The sequence below is a fragment of the Pantoea cypripedii genome, from assembly GCF_002095535.1.
GTDB classification, from domain to species: Bacteria; Pseudomonadota; Gammaproteobacteria; order Enterobacterales; family Enterobacteriaceae; genus Pantoea; species Pantoea cypripedii.
In genome coordinates, this window is the sequence record NZ_MLJI01000001.1 from 3,437,936 (window position 1) to 3,451,898 (window position 13,963).

Sequence of the window (13,963 nt, forward strand, 5' to 3'; positions counted from 1 at the left end):
AATGTAACCAGCGATGAGATTCTTACTGGATTGTGCAAACCTCATGTTTTTTGATTTCCACCAGGCAACTCATGGCGTTCGGCCCCTGAGTTAACGACGAGGTGCCGATATCCAGCGTCAACACATTGGGGTTGCCTGCGCGGTCCCACGGCTGCCAGGCGCGGCCAAAACCCGGGTCAAACCAGGCGCCGGTGGAGATGATCACCACACCCGGCGTCAGGCCATCGGTAAGGCGCACCCCGGCCAGCATCCGGCCACGCGCGTTGTTCACTTCGATCTCATCGCCATCGACAATTTTACGCGCCGCCGCGTCCTGCGGGTGCATATACAGCGTTTCACGCCCGGCAGTTTTGTTGCCCTGCACCGTGGCGGTGGCATCCAGCTGGCTATGCAGACGATCGGATGGCTGGATTGAGATCATATGCAGCGGGAACTGCTCACTGAGCGCCGCCCCCAGCCACTCCTGCGGCTCGCGCCATTCCGGGTGACCGGCAAAATCATCCAGTTGATAATCGGCGATGGTCTGGCAGAACAGTTCGATTTTGCCGCTGGCGGTTTGAATCGGATGGGTAACCGGGTTGGCGCGGAATTCGTCCATAAACACGTAAGGTGCGCCCCCTTCGGGGATCTCCACGAAACCGCGCTGCCAGAATTCACCGAACTCCGGGAAGGGGATCCCTTTGCGCGCATGGGCCACCGCGCATTGCTGATACAGATGCTCGATCCACTGCATCTCGTTGCGTCCTTCGGTGAACACATCACGATAACCAAGGCGGTCAGCGAGATCGGCAAAGATATCGAAGTCATTACGCGCCTGATGCTGCGGTTTAATCGCCTGATGCATCGCCAGCACAAAACGGTCACGCGAGGAGCCGCCAATATCATTGCGTTCCAGCGTGGTGGTGGCAGGCAACACGATATCCGCCATCTGCGCCGCAGGCGTCCAGACGATATCCTGCACCACCACGGTATCCGGGCGCTGCCAGCCTTCGACCAGGCGATTCAATTGCTGATGGTGATGGAACGGGTTGCCACCGGCCCAGTGCACCAGATGGATATCCGGATAATGCAGCGTCTCGCCCTGGAAGGTGTAAGGCTGACCCGGATTGAGCAGCATATCGCTGATACGCGCCACCGGAATCGACAGACCAGACGGATTGGGGCCGGTGCTCATCAGCGGTGCCGGACCTTCCTGACGCGGATTGCCAACGCTGTTCATCGAGCCATGACCGAATGAGAAGCCGCCACCTGGCAAACCGGGCTGGCCCAGCATCGACGACAAGGCAATCATCATCCAGTACGGTTGCTCGCCACGATGGGCGCGCTGTACCGAATAGGAACAGGTAATAAAGCTGCGTTTGCCGATCAGCTGTTGCGCCAATAGCGCGATGCGCGCCGCCGGGATGCCGGTAATCTGGCTGGCCCACTCCGGGGTTTTCGCCACGCCGTCGCTTTCGCCTAGCAGATAGGCGCGCAGCTGCGGCCAGCCGGTACAGTGGCTGGCAAGAAAAGCCTCATCCACCGCCTGACGCCGGGTGATTTCAAATCCGAGTGCCAGCATCAGCGCCACATCGGTATTGGGCCGAATCGGAATCCACTCCGCGTTGACGAACGCCGGACAGTCATCACGCATCGGGCTGATGTTAATGATCGGCGTACCTTTAGCGGTCAGCTGCTCCAGCGCCGGTTTCAGGCTGTGCTGCCCGGCCCCGCCGGAGGCCACCTGGGCATTTTTCAGCGCCAGCCCGCCAAAGGCGACAAAGATCTCCGCATGTTCCACCACGTCCGGCCAGTCGGTGACGCGACCGGTCAGCGGCATATAGGTACCAATCACATAAGGTAAAAAGAACTGCGCTGCGCCCCAGCTGTAGTTGCCCTGCTGGTCAACCCCGCCGCCGCCCTGAAAATAGAAGCGACGAATCAGGGTACGCGCATGGTTTACCCGCCCGGCCGATGACCAGCCATAAGAACCGTTAAATATGCCGGAGGCACCGTAACGTTCGCGCACCCGGCGATTTTCTTCCGCCACCAGGTCCAGCGCGGTATCCCAGTCCACCGCGACAAAATCTTCACGGCCACGCAGGGTACGATCGCTGTTCTCGCGTGATTTCAGCCACGAACGGCGCACCATCGGCTGGCGAATACGTTTATCCGAATAAACCAGCTCGGGAATGGTATTCAGCATCGGCGAAGGATCGGCATCCGCGAAGAAAGGTTCGCAGCCAGTCAGGCGATCATGCTCCGTTACGGCGGTAAAAGCGCCCCAGTGCGCCAGGTGTGGCACGCGTGTTTTCATGGTTATGGTCCGGCAGGCAGGTGTTGTTAGTTCTGGCAGCATAACATGCGGGCCGTATCGGGCTAAAGCCTGGCCGCGAGCGTCTGATTTTCCGCACTTTTGCGACAGCGCTGGCATTCTGCCGGGTTGCGACGCTGGGTGATTTCCGTAACACTGGGGGCATGTGTAAACGTTTTCCCGGAAGCAGGTTAACGAATGGCTACCATTAAGGATGTTGCCAGAATGGCTGGGGTCTCGGTCGCGACCGTATCCCGCGTGATTAATAATTCCCCCAAGGCCAGCGAGAACTCACGCCTCGCCGTCACCATGGCAATGGAGCAGTTGCAGTATCACCCGAACGCCAACGCACGCGCGCTGGCGCAGCAATCCACCGAAACCCTCGGCCTGGTGGTCGGCGATGTTTCTGACCCGTTTTTCGGCGCGATGGTGAAAGCGGTGGATGAAGTGGCGGGTCAGACCGGTAACTTTTTGCTGATTGGTAACGGTTACCATAATGAGCAAAAAGAGCGTCAGGCGATTGAGCAACTGATGCGCCATCGTTGCGATGCGCTGGTGGTGCATGCCAAAAAAATCCCGGACGCGGATCTGGAAGTGCTGATGAAGCAGGTGCCGGGGATGGTGCTGCTTAACCGGCTGCTGAAAGGGTTTGAATCACGCTGCATCGCGCTGGACGACCGCTACGGAGCCTGGCTGGCGACACGCCATCTGATCCAGCAAGGCCACACGCAAATCGCCTTTATCTGTTCCACCCACACCATTTCGGATGCCGAAGATCGCCTGCAAGGCTATTACGATGCGCTGAAGGAACACGGCCTGCCGAGCAATGACCGGCTGGTTGCCTGGGGCGAACCGGATGAAGTGGGCGGGGAGCAGGCGATGACCGAGTTGCTTGGCCGTGGCAAACAATTCACCGCAGTAGCCTGTTATAACGATTCCATGGCCGCAGGCGCACTGGCGGTGCTGAGCGACAACGGCATCCGCGTACCGGAAGAGATGTCGCTGATTGGTTTCGATGATGTGCTGGTGTCGCGCTACGTCCGTCCGCGTCTGACCACGGTACGCTACCCAATTGTCACTATGGCGCAGCAGGCGGCGCAGCTGGCCTTAGCGCTGGCCAATGATACGCCGATGCCGGAAGTCACCAACATGTTCAGCCCGACGCTGGTACGTCGCCATTCCGTCAGTGGACCCGGTTAAATTTTGTCGTTATCCGTAAGGGCGATGCAAATCGCCCTGGGTATTCGTCACAAATTTGGAACACAGAAGTAAAAAAACATTAAACCTCTTTAACGTCTCTGCCGATACCTGCCGGACACTCTTCTGGCCATGCCAGCAAGGATCGACTGAACATCAAGGAGGACCTATGAGTATTTCCCGACGTCTGCTTCTGGCATTAGCGTTTATCACTGCCGTAATCGTGGCGCAGGGAACCCTGGCGATTGCTTTTATCAGCGGCTTTCAGGACCGCTTCGAAAACGTGCAAAGCCGCGCTATTCCCTCGATCAAACTCCTTAGCGAACTCACCGATCACAGCCAGCAGCTGTATCTGACCTTGTATCAATATCAAAACAGCAAAAGCGCCGCCGCTGAAGCGCAGATAACGCAACAAATCGCGCAGATTCGCGACCAGCAAAATGCCTATCAAAACGACCATATCGCCAGTGATAAAGACGCTGGAATGGCGCAGCAGGCGAGCGACACCCTCAAGGTGATCAGCGACCGTCTGCCCGCATTTCTGGCCGCAGTGAAAGCCAATGACCCGAGCCAGCTGGATAACGCGGGCGGGATGGGTAGCGCGATTCAAACGCTGATTGCCGATTATCGCCAGCAAATGGCGCTTAACATGACGATTGGCGACCAACTGCGGGCCACCAACCGCACCATTTTTCATTTTGTCAGTTGGGCAACCGTGGCAGGGATCACCGTCGCGGTGTTGATGATTGTGGTGTTCGCGCTGCTGACCATTAAGCACATCCGCCGCAGCCTGAACAATATCTCGACGATTATGGCGCAGGCGACTGAGCATCTCGATCTCACGGTGGCGGCTGACGAAAGCCGCAACGATGAAGTGAGCAGAATGGCCGGTTACTTCAATAAGCTGATGCGCCATATTTCAAAATCGCTGACAGCGGTAAATACCGCAGCCGGGTCGGTGAGCAGCGCTTCAACGCAAATCGCTGCCGGTAATGAAGATCTCTCGGCACGTACCGAGCAACAGGCCGCCTCGCTGGAGCAGACCGCCGCCAGCATGACCGAGCTGAGTGAAACCGTGCGCCAGACCGCCGACCACACGCGCGATGCGACGCGACTGGCGGACAATGCCAGTACGCTGTCGCGCCAGAGCACCGCATCGCTGGACACCATGCTCAGCACCATGAACGACATTCATTTAAGTGCGTTAAAAGTTAAAGATATTACCGGCCTGATTGAAGGTATTGCGTTTCAAACCAATATTCTGGCGTTGAATGCCGCTGTCGAAGCGGCGCGTGCCGGGGAGCATGGTAAAGGTTTTGCCGTGGTGGCCGGGGAAGTTCGCAACCTTTCCCATCGTTCCACCACCGCTGCGCGGGAAATTAAAACGTTGATTGAAGCTTCAACCAATCTGATTGAGTCTGGCGCGCAGCAGGCGGCGCAGGTGGGCGACAGCATTCAGTCGGTCAATGAGGTGATTACGCAGGTCAATAGCCTGGTGAGTGAAATCGCCACCGCCGCCGCAGAGCAAAGCCAGGGGATTAACCAGGTGCATCGGGCGATCGATCAGATGGATGATGTGACGCAGCAGAATGCGGCGCTGGTGGAGCAGGCGTCGGCGGCGTCTCAGTCGTTGCAGGAACAGGCGGAGCATGTTTCACGGCTGGTCGGCGCATTTCGTTTGCATCGCGCCTGAGCCCCGTAACGGCCCAATTTATTGCGCATTTTTTCCAGCATCGAGCAGCCATTGCACGATAAATCGTGCCGCTACAATGTTGTGCGATTTGTAGCGGCGCAATTTAGTTAAAGTGCCTGCTGATACACCCGTACCACGGTATCCGGGTACTCCAGCGCTTCCTCTTTAAACTGCCAGCCAAAACGCTCGTAATATCCGGCGAAGGTGGACCACAACCACAGCTGGTCATAGCCACGCTTACGCGCATAGTCGATAACATGCTGTTGCAGTGCCTGGCTGACGCCCTGCCCACGCGCATCTTCTTCGATAAATAACGCCGCCAGCCACGGATAGAGATCCTGGCGGCTAATCAAATCGCAGCGCCAGAATCCCACCGTTCCCAGCGGCCTGCTCCCATCCAGCGCCACAAAGGTCACCGGAAAATCAGCCCCTTTCAGGCTGCTTTTTACAATGCTGGCATAAAACTCACGCGGGGTACCTTCACCAAATTCCCGCCATAACCAATCGGTAATCTGTGAGGCGAAATGAGGCACTTCCTGAAGTGGCAGAATCTGCATTACATTAATTTCCCCTGAAAAATCGGCACTGATTCAAACAGATAACCGTCAAAATCCGGCGCATCCGCATCAGAGAGTTCCAGCAGGGTATTTTTCACATTTTCCAGATGTTGCCACATCGCCTGCCAGGCCCCCATCACGTCACGGCGGCGCAGTGCGGCCAGGATGGTTTGATGGTCGCCCAACCACTTCAGGCGATAGGCGCGGGTTTCAAACTGCGGGCGCAGCTGCTGCCACAGCGGACTGGCTTCATGATGACGCCAGACGCTGGTGACGGTATCCAGCAGCATCTGATTCTGTGTCGCCCCCGCCAGCAGCAGATGAAACAGCTTATCGTTATCCTGACTGCTGTCGTTAAGGGCGATGGCGCGTTGCTCCTGCTCCAGGGTACGGCGCAGGTTTTCAATATCGGCTTTGGTGGCCATTTTGGCCGCGAAGGCGGCAATATTGCTCTCCAGCAACTGGCGAGCCTGAAGCATTTCGAAAGGGCCAACATCGCTGCGGAAAAAGGCTTCTTCCGCATCATCACTGTCCGAAGGGATACGCATCACGTAAACGCCCGAGCCTTGACGAATATCCACCGTCCCTTCCAGCTCCAGCATCAGCAAGGCTTCACGCACGATAGTACGACTCACGCCCCAGGTTTCCGCCAGCTGACGCTCCGGCGGCAGGCGCGAGCCCACCGGGTAATGCCCGTCAATAATTTGTTGGCGCAGATGCTGCCCAATTTCCTGATACTGCTTTTTCTCTTGTGGCGCTTCGGCTTTTTCCACGCTGTCACCCTTTTGCATCATGGCGCACAAGGTTCCAGCCGCTTCCATTGCGCGCCGGAACCTGTCTGCTATCTGGGCGCTAGTGTACCAAAGCCAGCGCCTGATCGAGTACCTTTGCACCATTCAGCGTGCCGTAAGCCAGGGTATCGATCACCGCAATCGGCAGCTGATAACTGTCGGTGAGCTTTTTGTTTTCCTCCAGCTTAAAACGCACCTGCGGCCCCAGCAGCACCACTGCCACCTCGTGGCCGTAGTTTTGTAACTCTTCGCGCAGGTTTTGCTCCGGGATGGCGTAGATCTGGTACTCCAGACCGCGCGCCGCCGCCTCTTTTTCCATCCGGGTAACCACCATTGAGGTAGACATGCCTGCCGCGCAGGCCAGTACGATTCGTTTCATGTGGGCATCCTTATTTCACTTCATCATTAATATCCAGCGTCAGTTGCTGGCTATCACGCAGCTGACGAAACCAATGCGCCGACTTTTTCATCCGCCGCTGACGATGGTTATCCAGGTCGATCTCAATCAATCCATAGCGGTTTTTGAAGGCATTCATCGGCGAGACGTTATCGGTGAAGGCCCACAGCATGTAGCCCTGGCAATGGCAGCCTGCCGCCTGCGCGCGCAGCGCCTGATGCAGATGTTCGGCAATAAAATTGATGCGGTAATCGTCCTGAATCACCCCCTGCGCATCCTTAAAACGCGCTTCGTTTTCAATGCCCATGCCGCTTTCCGCCACGAACCACGGCAGGTTGCCGTATTCCTGTTTCATGCGTTGCGCCATGTCGTAGATGATGCGCGGCTGAATTTCCCAGCCCCGCGAGGTATTCATACGTCGGCCTGGCAGGTCGAAATGTTCGTAGTAGTACGCCGGATGAAACGGTGTCTCCGGGTGCCATGCGCGGGACGGGGCTTTTACCCGATGCGGGTAGTAAAGATTCAGCCCCACTTCATCGACGGTGTTGGCCGCGATAATCGCCAGTTCTTCCGCCGTCACCTCCCACCTGATCTGATGCTTTTCCAGCAGTTGCAGCAGTTCGGCGGGATATTCCCCTTTGATTGCCGGGTCGAGAAACACCCGGTTATAGAACAGGTCATACATGCTGGCCGCTTGCACATCATGCGCGGCGGTTGAGCGGGGATACGTGACTTCCGGATTAAGAATGGTGCCCACCGTACCGGCATAGCCCTGCTGACGAAACAGCTGCACCACCTTTGCCGTTGCCAGATTTTTATGATGATTCCACTGCATCCACTTATGGGTGTTCTGCTCATAAGGCCAGCGTAGCGCATCCAGATAGACGCGCGTCTGCACCACAATCGGCTCGTTGAAAACAAACCAGCGCGTCACTTTCCCGGCATAGCGGGCAAAAACCTGTTCGACATAACGGATGAACAGCTCCACCACATGCTTCGATTGCCAGCCGCCATATTGTTCCAGCAATTGTGCTGGCAACTCGTAATGTTCGAGGCACAGCATCAGCTCAATGCCGTTGCGGTGCAGCTCATCAATCAACTGGTCGTAATAGGCCGCGTACTCCTCATCCACTACTGCGTTTTCGTAATCGGTGAGAAAGCGCGACCAATTGATTGAAGTGCGATAGTGCGTCAGGCCCGATGCTTTCATCAGCGCCACATCTTCGCGGAAACGGTTAATAAAATCCGTCGCCACCGCCGGGCCGTAGCCGTTGTGCCACACATCACGGTCGTTGTTATACCAGGCATCCAGATACGAATCCTGCCCCGGTTTTTTGCCGCTCCAGCCTTCAGTTTGCCAGGCCGATGCCGCCGCGCCGAGAATAAAGCCGTCCGGCAGCGGGATATGATGGGTACTCATGCTTGCTCCTTAGTTTTGCGCCAGTTCCGGTTGCAGGTTTTTCGCTTCTGCCGCTTCGGCACGACGCGCCGCCACTTTGACGAACGGCAGGTAGATCAATACCGACACGCCGATGCAGATGATTTGAGTCACCACCGCGCCCATGGAACCGGCCGTGGACAACCAGGCGTTGATAATCGGCGGCGTGGTCCAGGGCACCATCACCACTGCTTTTCCGGCAAAACCCATCACCGTGGCGAAGTAGCCAATCGAACCGGTCACCAGCGGGGTGATGATGAAGGGAATGGCAAGGATCGGGTTGAGCATGATCGGCATACCAAAAATCACCGGCTCATTGATGTTAAACAGGCCGGGGCCGAGGGATAACTTGGCAATCTCGCGCATCTCTTTACGTTTGGTTGCCAGCATCACCGCGGTCAGCAGGCCGATGGTCAGCCCGGAGCCGCCAATGCTCATATACACATCCCAGAACGGCATGGTGATGATATTCGGCACCTCTTTGCCCTGCTCGAAGGCGTTCATATTCACCAGAATCGCCCCCAGCAGCAGCGGCTCGCGAATCGGTTTCACCATCTGATTGCCATGAATGCCAATCACCCAGAACAGCTGGGCAACAAACATCAGCAGCAGAATGCCCCACAGGCTCTGCACCACCGATTCCAGCGGCTGCTGCACCACTTTGTAGACCGCGTCATACAGATACATGCCGGTCATCTGATGGAAGATAAAGCCAAAGGTGGCGACCAGCGTCACGGTGATGATCGACGGGATCAGCGCCGAGAAGGAGGCGGAGACGTTAGGCGGCACGGTGTCCGGCATTTTGATTTTCAGCCGATCGACATTTTCCAGCCGGCAGTAAATCTCCACCGAAAGGATGGCGATAAACATGCCGAGAAACAGGCTTTTGGTATCGGAGAACTGCTTCGCCAGCACATCGGTAACCAGATGCATCTGACCATCGACCAGCATCTGCAAGGTGGTCGGCGTAACGGAGATAAAGCAGATAATCGCCAGCAGGCCGGGAAACAGCGTTTTTATGCCGTTGATTCGTCCGAGCTCGATCCCAATCAGAAACACCGCGCCAATGTTGAGAAAACTCAGCGTGGCGTAGTTGATGCTGCTGGTAATCGGTTTCAGATCGGCGAGAAACGCCAGCATCGGAAAGCTGGCGAGACCATTTTTCGCATCGAGCACCATATTGGAGATCAACACCGAAAATGCGCCAACGATGATCACCGGCATCAGCGTAATGAAGGAGGCTTTAATCGCCATGATGTAGCGGTAGCTATTGAAGCGCGTGGCAAAGCTACCCAGAGAATCGATAAGACGGTCCTGTAGAGACATGGGTCAACCCTCGGTGGTTTGGATGAAGCATTCCTGTGTTGTGCGTCAGCTTCCGTGTTGTGGCATACCAAAATGACGATCATTGCTGTTTCTTTCTGTGATCATGCTCGCGGAAACTCTTTTTGGTATTCCGGTAGCATCAAAAACGTGAATTTGGCATACCAATAAACGAGGCGAGTATGGATTTTGAGCAAACGATGATGGAACTGCTGATTAATGCAGGTGAAGCGCGGTCGCAGGCGATGATGGCGATCCAGCAGTCGCGCAAAAAAGACTGGGACGGTGCAGAGGCGGCATTACGCGCATCGGACGAAGCGGCCAGGGCCGCGCATAAGATCCAGACCGCGCTGATTGGGGCCGATGAAGGTTGCGGCAAAGTGCCGGTGACCCTGATCCTGGTGCACGCCCAGGATCATTTGATGACCGCAATGCTGTGCCGCGATCTGGCGGAGGAAATGGTGTTATTACGTAAAGAATTACACTGAACGTAGCGGCGCGATTTATCGCGCAGGTTTTTCCCACATCGCGCACGGGTTCGCGCGATAAATCGCGCCGCTACACAGGCTACAGCTCCAGTGCCAGCAGCTCCTGGATGGTCTGCGCGCGGCGAATTTCACGCGCGCTGCCGTTTTCAAACAACACTTCCGGGATCAGCGGGCGGCTATTGTAGTTGGATGACATCGATGCGCCATAAGCGCCGGTATCGTGGAATACCAGATAATCACCGACCTCGGCTGCCGGTAAGTCGCGGGTTTCCACCTTGCCGCCTTCCAGCTGGGTAAAGACATCGCCGGATTCACACAGCGGACCGGCCACCACGCTCGCCACCGTCTGGCTTTCATCCACCGCGCGGCCATCAGCAGGCAGCAGGGAGATATGGTGATAGCTGCCGTACATCGCCGGACGCATCAGATCACTGAAGCCCGCATCCACCAGCACGAAATGACGGCTACCCATCTGTTTCACCGCACGGACCTGTGACACCAGCACGCCGGATTCTGCCACCAGGAAACGGCCCGGTTCGATTTCCAGTTGCACCGCATGCCCCAGGTGCGCCGCGATACGTTCACGCGCGCCGTTCCACAGGCCGTAGTAGTGATCGGTATCGATCGCTTCTTCACCAAAGCGGTAAGGGATCGACAAGCCGCCACCGGCAGAGATCGCCTCCAGATCCTGACCAAAGGCCACCACCTGATCGACCATCGCGTCGCACACCTGTTGCAGGTGACCGTAATCGACGCCGGAACCGATATGCATGTGCAGACCCACCAGACGCAGGCCATGCTGCTGGATCGCTGCCAGCGCCTGCGGCAGATCGCTGTGCCAGATACCGTGCTTGCTGTTCTCGCCGCCGGTGTTGGTTTTCTGGCTGTGGCCATGACCAAAGCCGGGGTTGATGCGCAGCCACACCGCATGGCCCTCTGATACCGCCCCGAGTTGATGCAGCATATCCACTGAACCGGCGTTCACCGGCACTTTCAGCTCGGCAATGCGCGCCAGCGTGGGTTGATCGAACACATCCGCAGTGAACACGATATCTTCGCCACCCGGCTGATAACCAGCAGCCAGCGCACGCTCAATTTCCCCCAGCGAGACGGAATCCACCTTCACGCCCGCCGCGCGCATCAGGCGCAGAATATGAATATTCGAGCAGGCTTTCTGGGCAAAACGCACCACGTCGAACTGGCTCAGCTGCGCAATGCGCTGCTGGATGACGCTGGCATCATAAGCCCAGAACGGGCCAGCATAGCGCTGCGTCAGTGGCAGCAGATTGGCGGCAGTCAGTGCCGTGACGGTGTTATTCAATGGACGTGGCATAACAATTCTCCTGTGACGTTAACGTTATTTAGCCACAGCCCATCCATGCAGAAAAATATCTTTTTTACTGGCAGCTATGCAAATATGATATGGATTGCGACGGAGGTTGTATGGCAAAAATTAACTGGCGACATATCGAAATTTTTCACGCGGTGATGACCAGCGGCAACCTGACCCAGGCGGCCACTCTGCTGCATACCTCACAGCCTACCGTCAGCCGCGAACTGGCACGGCTGGAACAGCAGCTCGGGCTGCAACTGTTTGAACGGGTACGTGGCCGCTTACAACCCACGGTGCAGGGGCTGCGCCTGTTCGAAGAAGTGCAGCGCTCGTGGTACGGGCTGGATCGCATCATGGATGCCGCCGAAGGTTTACGTCAGTTCCGCCAGGGCGAACTCTCCATCGCCTGCCTGCCGGTGTTTTCTCAATCGCTGCTGCCGCCGCTGTGTCAGCCATTTTTGCAGCGTTATCCGCAGGTCAGCATGAACATCATTCCGCAGGAGTCACCGCTGCTGGAGGAGTGGCTGTCGGCGCAGCGTTACGATCTGGGGCTGACGGAAACCCAGCATGCCCCGGCAGGCACCGAACGTGTCGCGCTGCTGACCTGCGATGAAGTTTGTGTGCTGCCGCCCCAGCATCCGCTGTGCCAGCGTGCGGTGCTGACGCCGCAGGATTTCCACGGGCAAAACTACGTCAGCCTGTCGCGCAGTGACAGCTATCGTCAGTTACTGGATACGTTGTTTCATGAACAAGGGGTGGAACGACGGCTGGTGCTGGAGACGCACAGTGCCGCATCGGTGTGCGCGATGGTGCGCGCCGGGGTGGGGGTGTCGATCGTGAACCCGCTGACGGCGCTGGATTACGCCGACAGCGGTGTGGTGATGCGCCGGTTTAGCATTGCGGTGCCGTTTACCATCAGCCTGGTACGCCCGCAACACCGTCCGGCGTCTGCGCTGGTGGATCACTTCTGCGACCATCTGCAACAGCAGGTCGCCGCGTTCCCCCAGCGCATTGCCGAGCGGCTGGCTTAAGCGCGCACCGCCTCGCCCTGCCCGCCTGATTTACGGAAGGTAATCAGGCAGACCACCAGGCCCACCACCGCCAGCGCCGCAGCGGCCACCGGCACCGAGGTCAGCCCGTAGCCTCTGTCGATCACCGCGCCACCGACCCAGGCACCCAGCGCATTGCCGACGTTAAACGCGGAAATGTTCAGGGTTGAGACCAGGTTTGGCGCGTCTTTACCATGGCGTACCACGTTGATTTGCAGCCCCGGTACGGTTGCGAAGGTCGCCATCGCCCACAGGAACAGGGTGATCTCCGCCAGCCACAGCGCATGGCTGGTCCAGCTGAACAGCAGCGATAACACCGCAATCAGTGAGAAGCTGAGGATCAGGCTGAAGGAGACTTTCCAGTCAGCCAGTTTGCCGCCCAGGATGTTACCCACCGTCAGGCCCGCGCCAATCAGGAACAACGTCCAGCTGACGCCGCGATCGGTGATACCGGTGACCTGCAACAGCAGCGGCGCGATATAGCTGAACAATGCAAACATTGCCGCAGCAAAAAACACCGTCATCAGCAGCGACAGCCATAGCTTGCCGTTCGCCAGCGCGCTGACTTCGCTCGCCAGATGCACCGGCTTTTCGTCTTTGTTGGTGGGCAGGCTGACGATCAACGCGATAAAGGCGAAGATACCGATAATCGCCACACCCCAGAAGGTGGCGCGCCAGCCAAACATCTGACCAAACCAGGTGCCCAACGGCACGCCGAGCACGTTAGCCAGCGTCAGGCCGGTGAACATCAAGGCCACTGCCGACGCCTGACGACTCGGGGCTACCAGACTGGCCGCCACCACGGAACCGATACCGAAAAACGCACCGTGACACAGCGCGGTAACAATGCGTGCCAGCATCAGCAGATTGTAGCTGTAGGCCAGCGCACACAAGACATTGCCGACGATGAAGATACACATCAGCAGAACCAGGGTACGTTTACGCGGCAGTTTTGCTGTCAGCAGCGCCATAATCGGGGCACCGATGGCGACGCCCAACGCATAGCCACTGATCAACCATCCCGCAGAAGGAATCGACACTTGCAGATCACCCGCCACTTCCGGCAGTAATCCCATAATGACAAATTCCGTGGTGCCGATGGCGAACGCACTCAGCGCCAGCGCCAGTAATGCAACAGGCATAACACACTCTCCCAATAACGATAATTTATGCAGGCAGGCCGTTCCACGAACGCGGAACGGTGATAGCAGACGCTTATTAATTTTTGATCTGCGTCACAACGCGTATTAAAGCATAGCCACTTTCCGCCATACACCCCGCATGCCGCAAGGTTATTTTGCCGCTACCGCAATAATCGTTCACCGCTCACGCAGAGAGCGGATCTGTACCCCTTCGGTGTTTTCTCATTCCTGAAACAGAACGATTTTTTCACGCTACTCTTGA

The 13,963-nt window shown here is 57.2% G+C and carries 12 protein-coding genes; 4 read left to right on the forward strand and 8 right to left on the reverse strand.

What is annotated here, in order from left to right; all coding sequences use genetic code 11:
- Window positions 1-22 precede the first annotated feature (22 nt).
- Entirely contained in the window at window positions 23-2,296 is a 2,274-nt protein-coding gene (locus HA50_RS15850; RefSeq protein ID WP_084876528.1) for a molybdopterin-dependent oxidoreductase, read from the reverse strand.
- 195 nt (window positions 2,297-2,491) lie between these two features.
- On the opposite strand from HA50_RS15850, the gene galR reads away from it, so the two are divergent.
- Window positions 2,492-3,493, forward strand: coding sequence for an HTH-type transcriptional regulator GalR (gene galR / locus HA50_RS15855; protein ID WP_084876529.1), 1,002 nt, complete (start codon window positions 2,492-2,494; stop codon window positions 3,491-3,493).
- A 166-nt stretch (window positions 3,494-3,659) separates the two neighbouring features.
- Entirely contained in the window at window positions 3,660-5,183 is a 1,524-nt protein-coding gene (locus HA50_RS15860; RefSeq protein WP_084876530.1) for a methyl-accepting chemotaxis protein, read from the forward strand.
- A 107-nt stretch (window positions 5,184-5,290) separates the two neighbouring features.
- Here HA50_RS15860 and HA50_RS15865 read toward each other — a convergent pair whose 3' ends face one another.
- From HA50_RS15865 to HA50_RS15885, 5 genes are all read right to left on the reverse strand, one after another.
- The gene (locus HA50_RS15865; protein WP_084876531.1) at window positions 5,291-5,740 is read right to left on the reverse strand and encodes a GNAT family N-acetyltransferase; all 450 of its coding nucleotides are present in this window, start codon (window positions 5,738-5,740) and stop codon (window positions 5,291-5,293) included.
- The gene (locus tag HA50_RS15870; RefSeq protein WP_084878568.1) at window positions 5,740-6,513 is read right to left on the reverse strand and encodes an FCD domain-containing protein; all 774 of its coding nucleotides are present in this window, start codon (window positions 6,511-6,513) and stop codon (window positions 5,740-5,742) included. The genes HA50_RS15865 and HA50_RS15870 overlap by 1 nt, the downstream gene beginning before the upstream one ends.
- A gap of 79 nt (window positions 6,514-6,592) precedes the next feature.
- Window positions 6,593-6,910 (reverse strand): PTS sugar transporter subunit IIB, encoded by a 318-nt coding sequence (locus HA50_RS15875; RefSeq protein WP_084876532.1) that lies wholly within the window; start codon window positions 6,908-6,910, stop codon window positions 6,593-6,595.
- A 10-nt stretch (window positions 6,911-6,920) separates the two neighbouring features.
- A complete protein-coding gene (locus HA50_RS15880) occupies window positions 6,921-8,348 on the reverse strand; it encodes a glycoside hydrolase family 1 protein (RefSeq protein ID WP_084876533.1) in 1,428 nt (475 codons plus the stop codon).
- A gap of 9 nt (window positions 8,349-8,357) precedes the next feature.
- On the reverse strand, window positions 8,358-9,692 hold the full coding sequence (locus tag HA50_RS15885; protein ID WP_084876534.1) for a PTS sugar transporter subunit IIC: 1,335 nt from the start codon (window positions 9,690-9,692) through the stop codon (window positions 8,358-8,360).
- A 179-nt stretch (window positions 9,693-9,871) separates the two neighbouring features.
- On the opposite strand from HA50_RS15885, the gene HA50_RS15890 reads away from it, so the two are divergent.
- Entirely contained in the window at window positions 9,872-10,177 is a 306-nt protein-coding gene (locus tag HA50_RS15890) for a PTS lactose/cellobiose transporter subunit IIA (protein WP_084876535.1), read from the forward strand.
- Window positions 10,178-10,256: 79 nt separating this feature from the next.
- On the opposite strand, the gene lysA is transcribed toward HA50_RS15890, so the two are convergent.
- Window positions 10,257-11,510 (reverse strand): diaminopimelate decarboxylase, encoded by a 1,254-nt coding sequence (gene lysA, locus HA50_RS15895; protein ID WP_084876536.1) that lies wholly within the window; start codon window positions 11,508-11,510, stop codon window positions 10,257-10,259.
- Between the two features lie 110 nt (window positions 11,511-11,620).
- Between lysA and HA50_RS15900 the strand changes: the two genes are divergently transcribed.
- Window positions 11,621-12,541, forward strand: a complete 921-nt coding sequence (locus HA50_RS15900; protein ID WP_084876537.1) for a LysR family transcriptional regulator — start codon at window positions 11,621-11,623, stop codon at window positions 12,539-12,541.
- Here the strand turns inward: HA50_RS15900 and HA50_RS15905 are convergent.
- Window positions 12,538-13,701: an MFS transporter gene (locus tag HA50_RS15905; RefSeq protein ID WP_084876538.1), complete on the reverse strand. Its 1,164-nt coding sequence runs from the start codon at window positions 13,699-13,701 to the stop codon at window positions 12,538-12,540. The genes HA50_RS15900 and HA50_RS15905 overlap by 4 nt on opposite strands.
- Window positions 13,702-13,963: the final 262 nt, after the last annotated feature.

What these genes read in the sequence shown, in the direction of transcription:
- HA50_RS15850 (WP_084876528.1), bottom strand. Translation starts at nt 2,296, where the DNA reads ATGAAAACACGCGTGCCACACCTGGCGCACTGGGGCGCTTTTACCGCC.
- galR (WP_084876529.1), top strand. Translation starts at nt 2,492, where the DNA reads ATGGCTACCATTAAGGATGTTGCCAGAATGGCTGGGGTCTCGGTCGCG.
- HA50_RS15860 (WP_084876530.1), top strand. Translation starts at nt 3,660, where the DNA reads ATGAGTATTTCCCGACGTCTGCTTCTGGCATTAGCGTTTATCACTGCC.
- HA50_RS15865 (WP_084876531.1), bottom strand. Translation starts at nt 5,740, where the DNA reads ATGCAGATTCTGCCACTTCAGGAAGTGCCTCATTTCGCCTCACAGATT.
- HA50_RS15875 (WP_084876532.1), bottom strand. Translation starts at nt 6,910, where the DNA reads ATGAAACGAATCGTACTGGCCTGCGCGGCAGGCATGTCTACCTCAATG.
- HA50_RS15880 (WP_084876533.1), bottom strand. Translation starts at nt 8,348, where the DNA reads ATGAGTACCCATCATATCCCGCTGCCGGACGGCTTTATTCTCGGCGCG.
- HA50_RS15885 (WP_084876534.1), bottom strand. Translation starts at nt 9,692, where the DNA reads ATGTCTCTACAGGACCGTCTTATCGATTCTCTGGGTAGCTTTGCCACG.
- HA50_RS15890 (WP_084876535.1), top strand. Translation starts at nt 9,872, where the DNA reads ATGGATTTTGAGCAAACGATGATGGAACTGCTGATTAATGCAGGTGAA.
- lysA (WP_084876536.1), bottom strand. Translation starts at nt 11,510, where the DNA reads ATGCCACGTCCATTGAATAACACCGTCACGGCACTGACTGCCGCCAAT.
- HA50_RS15900 (WP_084876537.1), top strand. Translation starts at nt 11,621, where the DNA reads ATGGCAAAAATTAACTGGCGACATATCGAAATTTTTCACGCGGTGATG.
- HA50_RS15905 (WP_084876538.1), bottom strand. Translation starts at nt 13,701, where the DNA reads ATGCCTGTTGCATTACTGGCGCTGGCGCTGAGTGCGTTCGCCATCGGC.